Annotated in this window: 19 protein-coding genes; 12 read left to right on the top strand and 7 right to left on the bottom strand. The window is 62.1% G+C overall.

The annotated features are described in order from the left end of the window. Positions 1 to 22 precede the first annotated feature (22 nt). Genes KUIN1_RS17465 through KUIN1_RS17455 form a run of 3 tightly spaced genes read right to left on the bottom strand, consistent with a single transcriptional unit; the run spans position 23 to position 2,745 of the window. Positions 23 to 1,207 (bottom strand): NAD(P)/FAD-dependent oxidoreductase, encoded by a 1,185-nt coding sequence (locus KUIN1_RS17465; RefSeq protein ID WP_011268410.1) that lies wholly within the window; start codon positions 1,205 to 1,207, stop codon positions 23 to 25. Positions 1,208 to 1,220: 13 nt separating this feature from the next. Further along, complete coding sequence (locus KUIN1_RS17460; RefSeq protein WP_011268409.1) at positions 1,221 to 1,619, bottom strand: RidA family protein; 399 nt, start codon at positions 1,617 to 1,619, stop codon at positions 1,221 to 1,223. Continuing rightward, positions 1,609 to 2,745 (bottom strand): DSD1 family PLP-dependent enzyme, encoded by a 1,137-nt coding sequence (locus KUIN1_RS17455; RefSeq protein WP_110392864.1) that lies wholly within the window; start codon positions 2,743 to 2,745, stop codon positions 1,609 to 1,611. Before KUIN1_RS17455 ends, KUIN1_RS17460 begins: the two co-directional genes overlap by 11 nt. A 96-nt stretch (positions 2,746 to 2,841) precedes the next feature. Here KUIN1_RS17455 and KUIN1_RS17450 point away from each other — a divergent pair, with 96 nt between their 5' ends. Both KUIN1_RS17450 and recR read left to right on the top strand, forming a co-directional pair. Next, positions 2,842 to 3,726, top strand: a complete 885-nt coding sequence (locus KUIN1_RS17450) for a LysR family transcriptional regulator (protein WP_004408163.1) — start codon at positions 2,842 to 2,844, stop codon at positions 3,724 to 3,726. A 110-nt stretch (positions 3,727 to 3,836) separates the two neighbouring features. Further along, entirely contained in the window at positions 3,837 to 4,439 is a 603-nt protein-coding gene (gene recR, locus KUIN1_RS17445) for a recombination mediator RecR (protein ID WP_004408165.1), read from the top strand. 21 nt (positions 4,440 to 4,460) lie between these two features. Here the strand turns inward: recR and KUIN1_RS17440 are convergent, their stop codons facing one another. Both KUIN1_RS17440 and fliK read right to left on the bottom strand, forming a co-directional pair. Beyond that, the gene (locus tag KUIN1_RS17440) at positions 4,461 to 4,784 is read right to left on the bottom strand and encodes an EscU/YscU/HrcU family type III secretion system export apparatus switch protein (RefSeq protein ID WP_003370273.1); all 324 of its coding nucleotides are present in this window, start codon (positions 4,782 to 4,784) and stop codon (positions 4,461 to 4,463) included. Next, positions 4,784 to 6,409, bottom strand: a complete 1,626-nt coding sequence (fliK, locus tag KUIN1_RS17435; protein WP_004408167.1) for a flagellar hook-length control protein FliK — start codon at positions 6,407 to 6,409, stop codon at positions 4,784 to 4,786. The genes KUIN1_RS17440 and fliK overlap by 1 nt, the downstream gene beginning before the upstream one ends. A 189-nt stretch (positions 6,410 to 6,598) precedes the next feature. Between fliK and ccmA the strand changes: the two genes are divergently transcribed. From ccmA to KUIN1_RS17385, 10 genes are read left to right on the top strand one after another with little or no spacing between them, the layout of a single operon-like run. Beyond that, positions 6,599 to 7,240, top strand: coding sequence for a cytochrome c biogenesis heme-transporting ATPase CcmA (ccmA, locus tag KUIN1_RS17430; RefSeq protein WP_024659626.1), 642 nt, complete (start codon positions 6,599 to 6,601; stop codon positions 7,238 to 7,240). Next, positions 7,237 to 7,908: a heme exporter protein CcmB gene (ccmB, locus tag KUIN1_RS17425; RefSeq protein ID WP_004408170.1), complete on the top strand. Its 672-nt coding sequence runs from the start codon at positions 7,237 to 7,239 to the stop codon at positions 7,906 to 7,908. The genes ccmA and ccmB overlap by 4 nt, the downstream gene beginning before the upstream one ends. A gap of 54 nt (positions 7,909 to 7,962) precedes the next feature. Further along, the gene (locus KUIN1_RS17420) at positions 7,963 to 8,766 is read left to right on the top strand and encodes a heme ABC transporter permease (RefSeq protein WP_116886193.1); all 804 of its coding nucleotides are present in this window, start codon (positions 7,963 to 7,965) and stop codon (positions 8,764 to 8,766) included. Further along, on the top strand, positions 8,763 to 8,939 hold the full coding sequence (gene ccmD, locus KUIN1_RS17415; protein ID WP_011268404.1) for a heme exporter protein CcmD: 177 nt from the start codon (positions 8,763 to 8,765) through the stop codon (positions 8,937 to 8,939). The genes KUIN1_RS17420 and ccmD overlap by 4 nt, the downstream gene beginning before the upstream one ends. Next, entirely contained in the window at positions 8,936 to 9,403 is a 468-nt protein-coding gene (gene ccmE, locus KUIN1_RS17410; protein ID WP_011268403.1) for a cytochrome c maturation protein CcmE, read from the top strand. The genes ccmD and ccmE overlap by 4 nt, the downstream gene beginning before the upstream one ends. Before the next feature lie 3 nt (positions 9,404 to 9,406). Further along, positions 9,407 to 11,380, top strand: a complete 1,974-nt coding sequence (locus KUIN1_RS17405; RefSeq protein WP_116886192.1) for a heme lyase CcmF/NrfE family subunit — start codon at positions 9,407 to 9,409, stop codon at positions 11,378 to 11,380. Next, positions 11,377 to 11,913, top strand: a complete 537-nt coding sequence (locus KUIN1_RS17400; RefSeq protein WP_011268401.1) for a DsbE family thiol:disulfide interchange protein — start codon at positions 11,377 to 11,379, stop codon at positions 11,911 to 11,913. Before KUIN1_RS17405 ends, KUIN1_RS17400 begins: the two co-directional genes overlap by 4 nt. Then, positions 11,910 to 12,380 carry a cytochrome c-type biogenesis protein gene (locus KUIN1_RS17395; protein WP_024640412.1) on the top strand — a complete coding sequence of 157 codons (471 nt, stop codon included), beginning with the start codon at positions 11,910 to 11,912 and terminating at the stop codon, positions 12,378 to 12,380. Before KUIN1_RS17400 ends, KUIN1_RS17395 begins: the two co-directional genes overlap by 4 nt. Beyond that, positions 12,377 to 13,576, top strand: a complete 1,200-nt coding sequence (gene ccmI / locus KUIN1_RS17390) for a c-type cytochrome biogenesis protein CcmI (protein ID WP_024640411.1) — start codon at positions 12,377 to 12,379, stop codon at positions 13,574 to 13,576. Before KUIN1_RS17395 ends, ccmI begins: the two co-directional genes overlap by 4 nt. Before the next feature lie 11 nt (positions 13,577 to 13,587). Next, on the top strand, positions 13,588 to 13,995 hold the full coding sequence (locus KUIN1_RS17385) for a hypothetical protein (protein ID WP_004408187.1): 408 nt from the start codon (positions 13,588 to 13,590) through the stop codon (positions 13,993 to 13,995). Positions 13,996 to 14,054: 59 nt separating this feature from the next. Here KUIN1_RS17385 and KUIN1_RS17380 read toward each other — a convergent pair whose 3' ends face one another. Both KUIN1_RS17380 and KUIN1_RS17375 read right to left on the bottom strand, forming a co-directional pair. Further along, positions 14,055 to 15,080, bottom strand: a complete 1,026-nt coding sequence (locus KUIN1_RS17380; RefSeq protein WP_004408188.1) for a sulfate ABC transporter substrate-binding protein — start codon at positions 15,078 to 15,080, stop codon at positions 14,055 to 14,057. Positions 15,081 to 15,156: 76 nt separating this feature from the next. Continuing rightward, positions 15,157 to 15,990 carry an ion transporter gene (locus tag KUIN1_RS17375; protein WP_004408189.1) on the bottom strand — a complete coding sequence of 278 codons (834 nt, stop codon included), beginning with the start codon at positions 15,988 to 15,990 and terminating at the stop codon, positions 15,157 to 15,159. Positions 15,991 to 16,153 lie beyond the last annotated feature (163 nt).

Raw genomic sequence — 16,153 nt, 5'->3', positions numbered from 1 at the left:
TGAGGTGGGTGAGTGGTTGGGCTCATACCAGCTTTCCGGTGCTCATCAGGCTGGACATGAGCGGCATTTCGATGGCGGTCGGATCGGTGAAGCGGCGAATATCGAACGGGCTGATCAACGTGCGCGTGCTGCCGGTGCTGATCAGCTCGGCCATGACGTCACCGACGCCGGGGCCAAGCTGAAAACCGTGGCCGCAAAAGCCAAACGCATAGAACAGGCCGTCGACCTTGCCGCTGCGGCCCATGATCGGCAGCGAGTCCGGTGTGTAACTCTCGATGCCGCTCCAGACGCGGATGATGTTCAGCTTTTCTGCGCCCGGTAGCAGGCGTTTCATCTGTTTCATCTGGTTGATCAGGCTCTCCGGCTTGAAGTAGGCGCGGCGGTTGAGCATGTCCGGCTTATTGCGATTGCCACCCCCGATGATGATGTTGCCGCGCGGGATCTGCCGGAAATAGATCACTTCTTCCTTGATCCTGGTAAACACCCCGATCACCGTCGGCAGCGCGTAAGGCACCGGTTCTGTCACCGACATCTGCGGTCCGTTGGGCTCAAGAGGGACAGACTCGCCGAACTGCTCGGCGAGCCTGGCGCCCCAGGCACCGGCAGTGATGAGCAACTGTTCGGCGACGAATAGCTGTCCATCGGCGGTGGTGACCTGAAACTCGCCGCCCACCTTTTGCACCTCGGTCACTTCAGTGCGTTCTTCGATTCTTGCACCTGCACGAATCGCCGCACGGGCGAACGCGGGGGCTGCCAGCCTTGGGTTGGCGTGCCCGTCATGGGGCGCATAGGAACCGCCTTTGACTTGTGTACCGAGAAACGGAAAACGGTCGTGCAGCGCCTTGCCGGAAAGGATCTGCAAGTCCAGCTCGCGGGCTTCCGGGGCGGCGGCATAGGCTTCCAGTTCGGCGATTTCGTCTTCGCGATAGCAAACGCGCATGTGCCCGCTGGGAATGAATTCCAGGTCTTCGCCGATCAGCTCCGGCAGGCGCTTCCACAGTGCCCAGGAGCGATTGGACAGTTCCAGTTGGCCGAGAAACCGTCCCTGACGGCGCACGTTGCCGAAATTCACGCCGCTGGCATATTGGCCGATCTGGTCGCGCTCCAGCAGGGTGACCGAACGGCCGTGCTGGCGCAGAAAAAACGCGGAGGATGCGCCCATGAAGCCGCCGCCGATAATCAGGACATCGCTTTTTTGTGGGGTCATGAGGGGCTCCCGGTCATGTTGATTGGCTGCAACGCGCCAGGGCTTCGATCTCGATCAGGTAACCGTGGTGCAATTCCGGGACCGGCACCACCGCGCGCGCAGGGCGATGCTCGCCCAGATAGCCCGCGTAGAGGCGGTCGAAGGCAGGCCAGTGCTGGACGCCTGCGATGTAAATGGTCACTTTAAGCAGGTCATCCGTGCTGCATCCCGCTGCGCCAAGGATGGCCAGCAGATTGTCCAGCGCCACGGCGGCCTGGACCTCGAACGGCTCGCCGACGCTGTGACTGCCATCGGCGCGCACCGGCAGTTGTCCGGAAACATGCAGCGTGCCTTGATGCAGCATCGCCTGCGAATAATGCCCGCCGGGTGCTGCAGCCCCGGGCGTACTGATCGGTTTCATCTCACCAGCCATGCAGACGACTCCAGGTATGGATTGCGCCTTCGCTGTCGCAGGCGTGGTAGTCGGGGAATTGCGCGCCGGTGGCACAGGCGTGATTGGGCAGAATGCGCAGCCGGCTACCGATGGGAAAACGCTCGCTGATGTCGGTCTCGCTGCCCGCAGCAAGCGTGATGATGCCGTGCTCCTGATTGGCACCGGTGACCCGTGCACCGTCGATCCACTCGCCAGTTTCGCTGCACACCTGGCCGTAGCCGAAATCCTCACGCTGGCGCTGAGTGCCACGGTCGCGACTCATGGCCATCCAGCCCGCGTCAACAATGATCCAGCCCTTGTCCTGCTGATGGCCGATGACCGTGGTCAACACGCTCAGGGCCAGCTCATCTGCCCGGCATACGCCAATGTTGTGCATCACCAGATCGAAGAACACATACACCCCGGCGCGAACTTCGGTCACGCCGTGCAGGCTCTGCGCCGACAGTGCCGTCGGGGTCGAACCGATGCTGACGTCCTCACAGGGCAGCCCTGCCTGGCGAATCCGCTCGGCGGCGCTGACGCACAGCCTGCGTTCCTGTTCGGCGAGCGCTTGCAGGGCTGCGGGGGTGTCGAGGTCATAACTGGACCCGGCATGGGTCATTACCCCACGCAGTTGCATGCCGCCGTTGACCAGCGTGCTCGCGACCTCGACCAGCGAGGGGTCTTCGACGGTCAGCCCGGAGCGATGACCGTCGCAATCGATTTCAATCCACACGTCGAAACGTTCGTCATGCGCCTGGCCGAAAACCGCAATCGCCCGGGCCGCCGCTACGCTATCGGTCAGGATGCTCAGGCGGCAGCCCTTGCGCCGCAGTCTGAGTGCCTGCTCCAGCTTGCCGGGTGCAATGGCGACGGCATAGAACACGTCGTCGATGCCTTCGGCAAAGCAGTGCTCGGCCTCCTTTAATGTCGACACCGTGACGCCGCTGGCGCCCGCTGCAATCTGCGCCTGAATGACCGGCAGGCATTTGCTGGTCTTGACGTGTGGGCGCAAGCGCACGCCCAGTTCATTCATGCGTTGTTGCATGCGCTGGATATTGTGCTGCATGCGCGACACGTCGAGCAGCGCGACAGGCGTATCGAGAGAAGACAGGGAGGCTGACATGGAAAGCGCTCGTGTGACTAGGTACGGCAGCCACTCTACGCAGCGATGATGAAGCTGTGGTTCAATGCGTGATCATCAATCCTTAAGCTGAAGTGAATGATCGCCATCGAAGACCTGCGTCTGGCCGTGACCCTGTCGCGCTGCGAATCGCTCAGTGCTGCCGCCAGAATCCTCAATGTTTCGCCGCCCGCATTGTCGATGCGCTTGCGCAAACTGGAGACGCAACTGGGCATCACCCTGGCCAGTCGCGACGCCAGACGCCTGAGTCTGACCGCTGATGGCGAGCGTTTCGCCCGCGAAAGCGCACAGTTGCTGGAGCAACTGGAGGCACTCCCGGAGTCCTTCAGGCAGCGAGATGAACGACTGGTGGGCACGCTGCGCCTGGCAGCGCCGTTCGGTTATGGACGCCAGCGCATTGCGCCGCTGCTGGCGCGCTTCGCCAGGCTGCACCCGCAGTTGTGCCTGCAACTGGACCTGCGCGAAACACCCTGGCCGGACCGTCATGACAGCGATGCGGTGATACACATCGGCAGCCTCAATGACAGCCAGTGGATCGCCATGCCGTTGGCACAGAATCATCGCTGGTTGTGCGCCAGCCCGGCGTATATCGAGCAGCATGGTGTGCCCTCGACGCCCGAGCAGCTGGCCGGCCATCGCTGCATCTGCATTCGCGAAAACGATGAAGACGTCACCCTCTGGCACCTGAGCAAGGGCCAGACGAAAAAGACCCTGCGCATCGAGCCCGCGCTGCTCAGTAACGACGGCTCGGTCGCCCGGCGCTGGGCCGAGCAGGGGCTGGGCATCGTGTTGCGCTCGCAGTGGGACGTCAGCGACGCCATTGCCAGTGGCAGGCTGGTGCGGGTGCTTGCCGATTGGCAGCTGGCCAGTGCGCCGATCAACCTGCTGGTGCCTGTACGCAAGCATCGCAGCGCACGGGTACAGGCGTTGACCGAGTTTCTCGAGACAGCCCTGAAAGCCTGATTCGGCACAGTACCGGCACGCTGTTGGTCGCTGGGTTGAACACCTTAATTGACGCTCACGGCAACGCGCGGGTATAAACCGCGTCTTGTGTTTTTGTCGGATTTTTCTCCATGAGCTTCAGCCCCCTGATTCGCCAGTTGATCGATGCCTTCCGCGTGCTGCCGGGCGTCGGTCAGAAAACCGCTCAGCGCATGGCGTTGCAGTTGCTGGAGCGCGACCGCAGCGGCGGTTCGCGGCTGGCGCAGGCACTGGGGCAGGCGATGGACGGCGTGGGTCACTGCCGCTCGTGCCGCACGCTGACCGAAGAGGAGCTCTGCCCGCAATGCGCAGACCCGCGGCGTGATGACACGCTGCTGTGTGTAGTCGAAGGCCCGACGGATGTCTATGCGGTGGAGCAGACTGGCTACCGCGGTCGTTACTTCGTGCTCAAGGGCCATCTGTCGCCACTCGACGGCCTGGGACCGGAGGCCATCGGCATTCCGCAATTGATGGAGCGCATCAGCCAGCAGGGCACCTTCACCGAGGTGATCCTCGCCACCAATCCGACGGTGGAAGGTGAGGCGACGGCGCATTACATCGCCCAACTGCTCCACGACAAGGGCCTGGTCGCGTCGCGCATTGCTCACGGCGTTCCGTTGGGTGGCGAGCTGGACCTGGTCGACGGTGGCACGCTGGCGCATTCGTTTGCAGGGCGCAAGCCGATTGCAATGTGATGCCGGCCAGCGCCTCGGCTGTCAGTAGCGCGGCGTGATATCGCGTTCGACAGGCGGCGCGTCCGGGTCCTGACCTGCTGGAAATTTGCCTTTCAGGTGCCAGGCGAACGCGATGATTTCGGCAATCGTGCGGTACAGCGGCTCTGGAATACTGTCGCCTAGCTCCATGCGTGCCAACAGCTTGACCAGTTCGGCGTTCTCATAGATCGGCACTTCGTATTCGCGGGCGATGGCCAGGATGGCCTCGGCCAACTGGTCGTCGCCCTTGGCGCTGAGCGTCGGGGCGTGCTGGCCGTCATAGCTGAGGGCGATAGCCTGGCGCGGAGTGTGATCGGGTAGGCTCATCAGGCGTTCTCATCAATCCAGCGTTGTTCGAGCGCGGTGCGCGGACCGCTCGGCGGTGCGCCGTGGCTGCAGGCCAGTTCGCCCACCTCCAGACCGCAGGCTATCAGCCGTTCGCGCAAGTACCCCAGTTCATGTTCAATCAATGCCGCGCTGTCGGGGCGCTCGGCCCATAGCTGGCTGGACAGTGTGCCGCGCAATAGTTGCGCATGCACCTGCAAGGGGCCCAACGGCTCGAGGTCGAACGCCAGGTCGACTTTCCAGAGCTTTTCCCGGGTGTCCTTGATCTCGATACCATCACGGTCTTCGGCCGCTTCCTGATCCGGCTTGTCTTCACGCTGCACCTTGACCTGCAAGGGCACAATGTCGTGGGCGTTGCGCATCGGCACTTCCAGCTGCCAGGTGGTCACCTGGGTGCCGTCGGCGTTGCTACGCGTCTGTTCCAGCCCGCCCAGTTGATGGCTTTGCAGGCGTGAGACAGCAGCCGCCGCGAGCTTGAGGAGGATTTCCAGATCATCCTCCTTCTCGCCACCGCCGACCGTGCGCGATGGCAACGGAAAAATGCTGGGCTGAGTGCGTGCCGCAACCAGGCCCAGGGTACCCAGCGCATTGCGGATTGCATTGGGCATCGTGCGCGCCAGGGTATTGGAGGCCGCCGCTGCGCCGTAAGACATGTTGTCCGGCAGGCCGGGAAGGATCTGGGCGATCAGGCGCATCAGGTTGGCCTTCATGTCCGGCATTTGCGCCGGGTTCAAGCCGGCCAGCAGCCTGGCTTCCAGAAAAGCGCCGCTGGCGTTGAACGCCTGGGCCACGCCTTTGGGCGTGGTCATCTGCTCGACATCGGGCAGGTCGGCGAGCAATTGGTCGATACTGGCCTGCAGCGGCGCGCTGATGGCCGGGCTGTTACTGGTCGGGCTGCCGGACTGCAGGTTTTGCAGGGCGTTGATCAGGGTGTCCAGCGAGCCTTGGCGATTTTGCTGTGCGGACAGTTGCTGCGCCAAGGCCAGTTGGTCGAAGCGACCGGGCAGGGCCACGAAGTTGAGTGCCTGATTGCCTTGTACCTGAGCGCTCAAGAGGCTGCCGACCGTCAGCGGCTGCGGGCTCTCGATGGTCAGACTGGAACCCGCCAGCGCCGTGTTGAGCAGCATCACGATGGAGCGGTAGGTGGGCGTCGCAGCGGCCGGGTTCTGGCCGGCCAGTTGATTGACCGCCTGAGCGATCACCTGGCTGGTCATGACTTTGCCCTGCAGCAGCGTGCCGACCGGTAATTGTCGGGTATCGATGCTGGTCATCGAGTTTTTCATCGCGCTGTTGAGTTGCTGCAGCGTCAAGGTCAGCTCGTTAGCCGACGCCTGCGACACTTGCAGCAGGCTGCCGGGCGTGAACGGGACGCTGCTGGTGACCGGTAAATTGGTCAGGCTGCCGTTGGCGAGCACCAGCCGCAACAGCAGTTGGAAGTTCTGGTTGACCTGCTTGAGGGTCAGCACTTCGGCGTTGGCGGTTTCGCCTTCGGGGATCAGATTTTCCGCCGATTGCAGCATGGTCAGCACTTGCGCGGGGGAGATGCCGGCGCGCAACAGTGTCAGAGTGGCGTTTGTTGCCGGAACGCTGGTGATGTCGCCTGTCATTGAACTATCGACCCGAGGAAATTGCCCCTTTGATAACAGGACTCGCATGTATAATACCGGCCAAAACCGGACCAGCCGCCATTAACTTCTCTTCATGTAACGGCCGTATCAACCCCGACTTGAACCGCGTTTTACTCCGTATGTGTCTGTTTTGGCACATTTCGCGACGCAAAACACTGGAAACGCCCGATGATCCCAGCCACCCCATTTTTGCAAGCGACGGCTCTGGCGTGTGAGCGGGACGGGCGGATGCTGTTCGAAAACCTCGATCTTCACCTGCACACAGGCGACATGCTGCAGATCAGCGGTCCCAACGGCTGCGGCAAGACCAGCCTGCTGCGCCTGCTGTGCGGGCTGATGCAGCCAACGGCCGGGCAAATCCTGCTCGACGCGCAGCCACTGGGCCGGCAGCCCGCCGCACCGGGCCGCAAACCGTTGTGGATCGGTCATGCGCCAGCGCTCAAGGATGTGCTGACGCCGCTGGAAAACCTGTCCTGGCTCAGCGCACTGCACCAGCCAGCCGATGCCGACGCCATAGCCACCGCCCTCGATGCGGTCGGCCTGGCAGGTTTCGAGGACGTGCCCTGTCATACCTTGTCAGCCGGGCAGCAGCGTCGCGTCGCGCTGGCACGTCTGTATCTGCCGGGCCCGCCACTCTGGCTGCTCGACGAGCCGTTTACCGCGCTCGACCGCCAAGGCATCGAGCAACTGGAAAACCACCTCGCCCGGCACTGTGAACACGGCGGTATGATTGTCATGACCACCCACCACAGCCTGAACCGCCTGCCTGCGGGCTATCGGGACCTCGACCTGGGGCAATGGTCAGCATGAGCAATGTGTTTGTCCTGCTGATGCTTCGTGAGGTGCGGCTGCTGGCGAGGCGCCCGGCAGAGCTGGCCAACCCGCTGGTGTTCTTTGCGATCGTGGTCGCCCTGTTCCCGCTGGCGCTGGGACCGCAGACGCAATTGTTGCAAACCTTGTCGCCGGGGCTGGTCTGGGTGGCGGCACTGCTGGCCGTGCTGCTGTCGCTGGACGGGCTGTTGCGCAGTGATTTCGAGGATGGCTCGCTGGAGCAGTGGGTCCTTTCGCCGCACCCGCTGGCCCTTCTGGTGCTGATCAAAGTGCTGGCACACTGGGTTTTTTCCGGGCTGGCACTGGTACTGTTGTCACCTTTGCTGGCCTTGATGCTCGGTCTGCCGGTGCAGTGCCTGCCGGTGCTGATGGTTTCGCTGCTGCTGGGCACCCCGGTGCTCAGCCTGCTGGGCGCATTGGGTGCAGCGTTGACCGTGGGTTTGAAGCGTGGCGGCCTGCTGCTGGCATTGTTGATTCTGCCGTTGTACATCCCGGTACTGATTCTGGGCAGCGGTGCATTGCAAGCCGCGCTGCAGGGCATGCCGGCGACCGGCTATCTGCTGTGGCTGGCCAGCCTGGCGGCGTTGGCGATCACCCTGACACCCTTTGCGATAGCCGCTGGCCTGAAAATCAGCATCGGCGAATAATTGAGGCTCCGGCATCGAGACTTCGATGCCGGTCAACCCCCTGGATGCACCCTGATGAAAAGCAACGCCATGAAAAGCAGCATCGATTGGGCCTGGCTGCACACGCTCGGCTCGCCGAAAGGGTTTTATCGCGTCAGCGCACGCCTGCAGCCCTGGATGAGTGTTGTCGCTGTGCTGTTGCTGGTCATCGGCATTGTCTGGGGCCTGGCGTTCGCGCCGCCGGATTACCAGCAGGGCAACAGCTTCCGGATCATTTATATCCACGTACCTGCCGCGATGCTCGCCCAGTCCTGTTACGTGATGCTGGCCGTGTGCGGGCTGGTCGGGCTGGTCTGGAGAATCAAGCTGGCCGATGTCGCGCTGCACTGCGCTGCACCCATCGGCGCGTGGATGACCGCGCTGGCGCTGGCGACCGGCGCGATCTGGGGCAAGCCCACCTGGGGGGCATGGTGGGTCTGGGACGCGCGACTGACCTCGATGCTGATTCTGCTGTTCCTGTATTTCGGCCTGATCGCGCTGGGCAATGCCATCAGTAACCGCGACAGCGCCGCCAAGGCCTGCGCGGTGCTGGCGATCGTCGGCGTGGTGAACATTCCGATCATCAAGTATTCGGTCGAGTGGTGGAACACCCTGCATCAGGGGTCGACGTTCAGCCTCACGGAGAAACCCGCCATGCCGGCTGAAATGTGGTTGCCGCTGCTGTTCACCACGCTGGGCTTCTACTGCTTGTTCGGCGTGCTGTTGATGATGCGCATGCGTCTTGAAGTGTTGCGTCGCGAAGCGCGTACCCAGTGGGTCAAGGCCGAGATTCTGCGCAGCCTGGGGCACACAGCAGCGCAGTCGGAGAACACGCTTTGAGTTTTGCATCGTTCAGCGATTTTCTTGCCATGGGTCGCCACGGGGTATTTGTCTGGTCGGCCTACGGCCTGTGCCTTGTGGTGCTGCTGATCAACGTGGCGCTGCCGCTATGGGCGCGGCAGCGCTTTCTGAAACAGCAGGCGCGTCGCCTGAAGCGGGGGAATCGCCCGTGAACCCGCTACGCAAAAAACGCTTGTTGATCATTGTCGCGCTGCTGGCCGGTGTTGGTCTGGCCGTGACCCTGGCTCTCAGCGCCTTGCAGGAAAACATCAACCTGTTCTACACCCCCAGCCAGATCGCCAATGGCGAGGCACCACTGGATACCCGCATTCGGGCCGGCGGCATGGTCGAAAAGGGCTCATTGCAGCGCTCGGCCGATTCGCTGGACGTGCGTTTTGTGGTCACCGATTTCAACAAGTCGGTAACCATCACCTATCGAGGCATTCTTCCCGATCTGTTTCGCGAAGGGCAGGGCATCGTGGCGCTGGGCAAACTCAATGCACAGGGCGTAGTGGTGGCCGACGAGGTACTGGCCAAGCATGACGAGAAGTACATGCCCCCCGAGGTCACCAAGGCCCTGCGTGACAGCGGTCGGGCGGCACCGGCTGCGTCTCCCACACCCGTCAAACAGGGTTGATCGATGATTCCCGAACTCGGCCATCTGGCCATGATTATGGCACTCGGCTTTGCGCTGGTGCAGGCCATCATTCCGCTGATCGGCGCGTGGCGCGGTGACCGCTTGTGGATGAGCCTGGCCCGTCCGGCAGCCTGGGGCCAGTTCAGCTTTCTGATCTTCGCCTTCGGTTGCCTGACCTACGCGTTCATGGTCGACGACTTCTCTGTCGCCTACGTTGCACAGAACTCCAACACCGCGCTGCCCTGGTACTACAAGTTCAGCGCCGTGTGGGGCGCGCATGAAGGTTCGTTGCTGCTTTGGGCATTGATTCTCGGTGGCTGGACCTTCGCCGTGTCGGTGTTTTCCCGGCAACTGCCGCAGGTGATGCTGGCGCGGGTCCTCGCCGTGATGGGCATGATCAGCCTGGGTTTCCTGTCGTTTCTGATCCTCACCTCAAATCCGTTCGCGCGTCTGTTGCCGCAGATGCCCGCGAATGGACGTGATCTGAACCCGTTGTTGCAGGATATTGGCCTTATCGTGCATCCGCCGATGCTGTACATGGGCTATGTCGGCTTCTCCGTGGCGTTTGCATTCGCCATCGCCGCCTTGCTCGGCGGTCGACTCGACGCTGCCTGGGCGCGCTGGTCCAGGCCGTGGACGCTGGTGGCCTGGGCCTTTCTCGGCATCGGCATCAGCCTGGGCTCATGGTGGGCGTATTACGAGCTGGGCTGGGGCGGCTGGTGGTTCTGGGACCCGGTGGAAAACGCCTCGTTCATGCCTTGGCTGGTCGGCACTGCGCTGATTCACTCGCTGGCGGTCACGGAAAAACGTGGCGTGTTCAAGAGCTGGACGGTATTGCTGGCCATTGCTGCGTTTTCACTGAGCCTGCTGGGCACCTTCCTGGTCCGTTCCGGGGTGCTGACCTCCGTGCACGCCTTTGCCTCGGACCCGGCGCGCGGCGTGTTCATCCTGATGTTCCTGCTGGTCGTGGTGGGTGGCTCGCTGACCCTGTTCGCGATTCGCGCACCGGTGGTCAAAAGCCAGGTCGGATTCGGTCTGTGGTCGCGGGAAACCCTGCTGCTGGGCAATAACCTGTTGCTGGTGGTTGCCGCGTCCATGATTCTGCTGGGCACCCTTTATCCGCTGGTGATCGATGCCATGAGCGGCGCCAAGATGTCGGTCGGCCCGCCGTATTTCAATACGCTGTTCGTGCCGTTGATGGGCCTGTTGCTGGCGGTCATGGCGGTCGGCGTATTGGTGCGCTGGAAGGACACGCCGTTGAAATGGCTGCTCGGCATGCTGGCCCCGGTACTGGTCGGCAGCGTCGTCCTGGCGGTGCTGGCCGGTCTGCTGCTGGGCGATTTCCAGTGGGCGGTGCTGGCGACCCTGATGCTCGCCGCCTGGGTGCTGCTGGCCGGGGTTCGCGACCTGCTCGACAAGACTCGCCACAAGGGGCTGATCAGCGGCGCACGCAGTCTGACCCGCAGCTACTGGGGCATGCAGCTGGCGCACCTTGGCATTGTCGTGTGCGCGCTGGGTGTGGTGCTGTCGAGCCAGAACAGCGCCGAGCGCGATTTGCGCATGGCCCCCGGCGAGTCCACCGAACTGGGTGGGTATACCTTTGCCTTCGAGGGCGCTCGGCATTATGAAGGGCCGAACTTCACCTCGGATCGGGGCACCGTTCGCGTGCTGCGCAATGGCGTTCAACTGACCGAACTGCACCCGGAGAAGCGCTTCTACACCGTGCAGCAGTCGATGATGACCGAAGCGGGCATTGATGCCGGTTTCAGCCGTGACCTGTATGTCGCCTTGGGTGAACCGCTGGGCGATGGCGCGTGGGCCGTTCGGGTTCATGTCAAACCGTTTGTGCGCTGGATCTGGCTTGGCGGCCTGCTGACCGGTCTGGGCGGGGTGCTGGCGGCGCTGGACCGGCGTTATCGCACCCGGGTGAAGAACAAGGTGCGCGAGGCGTTGGGTATGTCGGGAGCTGCACAATGAAACGTTGGGTCATGGTACTGCCACTGGTGCTGTTTCTGGGCGTCGCGGCGTTCTTGTATCGCGGTTTGTATCTGGACCCCGCCGAGCTGCCCTCGGCACTGATCGGTAAGCCTTTTCCGGCATTTTCGCTACCAGCGGTGCAGGGCGAGCGGATGTTGAGCCGTGCCGATCTGCTCGGCAAACCTGCGCTGGTCAACGTTTGGGGCACCTGGTGCGTGGCCTGCCGGGTGGAGCATCCGGTGCTCACCCGGCTGGCGCAGCAGGGCGTGCTGATCTATGGCGTGAATTACAAGGACGTCAACGCCGACGCGCTGAAATGGCTCAAGGAATTTCATGATCCGTATCAGTTGAATATTCGTGATCAGGACGGCTCTCTGGGGCTCAATCTGGGGGTGTACGGTGCGCCGGAAACCTTCCTGATCGACGCTCAAGGCATCATTCGTTACAAACACGTCGGGGTCATCGACGACGCAGTTTGGCGCGAAAAGCTTGCCGCGCGCTATCAGCAACTGGTTGATGAGGCACAGCCATGAAGCGCTGTCTGTTGATCGTCCTGCTCAGCGTGCTGTGCTCAGGCATTGCTCAAGCGGCCATCGACGCTTATGCCTTTCGCGACGACGCCGAGCGCGCGCGTTACAGCGAACTGACCAGAGAACTGCGTTGCCCGAAATGCCAGAACCAGGACATCGCCGACTCCAATGCGCCGATTGCCGCTGATTTGCGCAAGGAAATCTACCGCATGCTGGGCGAAGGGCAGAGCAACCAGCAGATCATCGATTTCATGGTCGATCGCTATGGTGATTTCGTTCGCTACAAGCCGAGCCTCAATGCGCGTACCTGGCTGCTGTGGTTCGGGCCCGCCGCTCTGCTGATCGGCGGGCTGGCGGTGATCGGCTTTATCGTCAGCCGACGCCGCAAGGCGCAATCCGCACAGCCCGATGAGCTTTCCGAAGATGAAAGGCAGCGTCTTGCCACCTTGCTGGATGAGCACCGCCCATGATCGATTTCTGGATGGCAGCCGGGCTGTTGCTGCTGGTTGCGCTGAGCTTCTTGCTGATTCCGCTGCTGCGCGGCCATCGCGCGCAACGGGAAGAAGACCGCACGGCTCTGAACGTGGCGTTGTATCAGGAGCGACTGAACGAATTGCAGGTTCAGCAGGAACAGGGCGTGTTGTCGGTGGCGCAACTGCAGGCTGCACGTACCGAAGCAGCGCGCGAGCTGCTTGCCGACACCGAAGGTGCGGAGCCCGACCGGACTTCGCGCCTGGGCAAGCCCTTGCTGCTGCTTGCTGCGCTGCTGGTCCCGATGTTGGGGCTGGCGGGCTATCTCCAGCTGGGGGCCAGCGACCGGGTTGAACTGAGTCGCGAATTCGCTCGACCACCGACCTCGCTGGCAGACATGACCCAGCGTCTGGAGCGCAGCGTGCAGGCTCAACCGGACTCAGCCGAAAACCTGTATTTTCTGGCGCGCAGCTACATGGCGCAGAACCGCCCGGGTGATGCCGCGCAGATGTTCGAGCGTTCGGTAGCGCTGGCCGGAAGGCAGCCCGAGTTGCTCGGGCAATGGGCTCAGGCGCTGTATTTCGCCAGCGACAAGCACTTCACACCCCAGGTGCAGGCGCTGACCGACGAAGCGCTGCAGGCTGACCCCAGGGAAGTCACCAGCCTTGGTCTGCTGGGGATTGCCGCGTTTGAAACTCAGCGCTATCAGGCGGCGGTGGATTACTGGACCCGGTTGCTCGCGGCGCTGCCCGCAGATGACGCATCGCGTTCGGCGCTGGAAGGCGGCATTGCCCGCGCCAGAGAAAACCTCGCCAAACGCCCTGCAGACGCGGCGCCTGCTCCTGCGGTTAAGGCGAAGTCGATTAAAATTCATGTCGAGCTGGCTGCGGCGCTTCAAGGCAAGGTAAGGCCGAACGACAGCGTGTTCATCTTCGCCCGCGCCATCAATGGCCCGGCGGCGCCTTTGGCGGTCAAACGCATTACCGTGGCGGACTTGCCTGCCGACGTGGAACTGAGCGATTCCGACGCGATGATGCCGCAACTGAACCTGTCGAACTTTGCGCAAGTCCAACTGGTTGCGCGAGTGTCTCGCGCAGGGCAGCCAACCACCGGTGAGTGGGTCGGCCGCAGTCAGCCACTGGCCAGTGATTCCGGGGTTCAGCAGGCGTTGACCATTGACAGTCCGGATAACTAGAGAATTCGCTTATGTACCGTACCGCACGCATCACCTTGTTGGGTCTGGTCGTTGGCCTGAGTGCCTGTGCTGTCCAGCATCCGGCACCGCCACATAGCCAGGAGCCGATCCTCAACCTGCCGGGTGGCCAGCAGCCCGGCGCGCCGCGTCCGAGTAGCGCGCCTTCGGAGCCTGCCAAGGCGCCTGCCGCAGCGCCGAAATCCTCGGCCAGCTTCGCGCCGCCACCGGGCGGCGGTAGCCACTGGGACCCGCGCCTGGGCGTGTACGTGATGGACGATCAGCCCAATACCTTCTATCGCCAGCGCACCTACTATCAGTGGAATGACGGCTGGAGCTGGGCAACCAGCCCCAACGGTCCGTGGCAGGCGACTGATGTCAGTGGCGTGCCGGCAGGGCTGGGCAAACAGTTCAGTAAATGATTCAGGCTTGAATAAAAACGGCGACCTTGCAGGTCGCCGTTTTGCATTGCCTGAGCGGCTTATTTGCCCGGATAGATCTGGTCGAACACACCGCCGTCGATGAAGTGGGTCTTCTGCACTGTGCGCCAGTCACCGAAGGTTTTCTCCACCGAGAGGAAGTCCACTTTCGGGAAGCGATCCGTATACTTGGCCAGCACCTGCGGGTCACGCGGGCGCAGGTAGTTTTTGGCCGCGATTTCCTGGCCTTCCGGTGACCACAGGTATTTCAGGTATTCCTCAGCCAGGGGGCGGGATCCTTTCCTGTCCACGACCTTGTCGACCTCACTGACCGGTGGCTCGGCTTCTGCCGACACGGACGGGTAGACCACTTCGAACTGGTCGCGACCGAATTCACGGGCGATCATTTCCGCTTCGTTCTCGAAGGTGACCAGCACGTCGCCGATCTGGTTGGTCATGAACGTAGTGGTCGCACCACGGCCGCCGGTATCAAGCACTGGCACATGGCTGAACAGATCACCGACGAATTTCTTCGCCGCCGCTTCATCGCCGCCTTTTTTCAGGGTGTAGCCCCAGGCCGACAGGTAGGTGTAGCGGCCGTTGCCCGAGGTTTTCGGGTTGGGCACGATGACTTCGACGCCATCCTTGATCAGGTCCGGCCAGTCTTTGATCGCCTTCGGGTTGCCTTTGCGCACGATGAACACCGTGGCCGACGTGAAGGGCGCGCTGTTGTTTGGCAGGCGGCTGACCCAGTCTTCCGGCACCAGCTTGCCATTGTCGGCCAGGGCGTTGATGTCAGTGGCCATGTTCATGGTGATCACGTCAGCCGGCAGCCCGTCGATGACCGAACGCGCTTGCTTGCTCGACCCGCCGAAGGACATCTGCACGGTCACCTCTTCATTCTTCTCGGCTTTCCAGTGCTTCTGGAAGGCGCTGTTGTAGTCCTTGTAGAAATCACGCATCACGTCATAGGAGACGTTGAGCAGCGGCGGAGCTGCCTGGGCAGCGTTGGCAAAAGCCAGGCCGGCGGCCAGTAGCGAGGCGGCGAAGAGTTTAATCACTGCAAGGTCCTTGAGATGAAGCGTCATGTGACAAGCCTGATGGCGTAATGCCGCGACACTATCAGCATCGTGCCTGCGGTTTAAAGACCGAAAAGATCTTTGCTTATGCCTTGTGCTCTGTTTTTGTAAACAATTGATTGCCGCAGCGTGAGCAGAACGCCGCGCCATGCTCGTGAAGGTTTTTCGAGCACACCGGACAATCGTGTTTCAGCTGCTCGCCGCGCATGGCGTTGGCCAGCTCGGCGGTGAATATCCCGGTGGGCACGGCGATGATCGAGTAACCGGTGATCATCACCAGCGAGGAGAGCATCTGGCCGAGCGGGGTCTTGGGCACTATATCGCCAAAGCCCACCGTCGTCAGGGTCACGATGGCCCAGTAAATGCCCTTGGGAATGCTGGTGAAACCATGCTCCGGACCTTCGATCACATACATCAGTGTGCCGAACACCGTGACCAGCGTAGACACCGTGACCAGAAACACGATGATCTTCTGCTTGCTGCCACGCAGCGCCGCCAGCAGGTAATTGGCCTGGCGCAGGTAGGTGCCGAGCTTGAGCACCCTGAAGATCCGCAGCATACGGATGATCCGCACGATCAGCAGGTATTGCGCATCGCTGTAATAGATCGACAGCACGCCCGGCACGATCGCCAGCAGGTCCACCAACCCGTAGAAACTGAAGGCGTACTTCAGCGGCCGTGGCGAGCAATAGAGGCGCAGCATGTATTCGATGGCAAACATCAGCGTGAAGCCCCATTCGATCCACGCGAAAAGCATCGCGTAATCACGATGAATACTCTCGATGCTGTCGATGATAGTGACCAGCAGACTGAGCAGAATCGCGACCAGCACCGCCTTGTCAAACATCCGCCCAGCAGGCGTATTGGCCTCGAAAATAACAATATGCAGCCGCTCGCGGCGGCTGAGAGAGCTGTCCATGGTACTTCCCGAATCAAAGATCGGGTGAGCCTAGGAGCATTGGGAGGTTGAGTGCAAGCACACAAGACTTGCGTGAGCGAGCCGGACGACGCTTCGCCTGCTCGCGAAGAGGTCGTTATAGCCCGCATAAAGGTGACCTGAGTCGAACCCCAATCCAATCTAC

It is taken from the genome of Pseudomonas sp. KUIN-1 (assembly GCF_009176725.1).
Taxonomy (GTDB): Bacteria; Pseudomonadota; Gammaproteobacteria; order Pseudomonadales; family Pseudomonadaceae; genus Aquipseudomonas; species Aquipseudomonas fragariae.
This window is presented reverse-complemented; position numbering and strand designations above follow the sequence as displayed.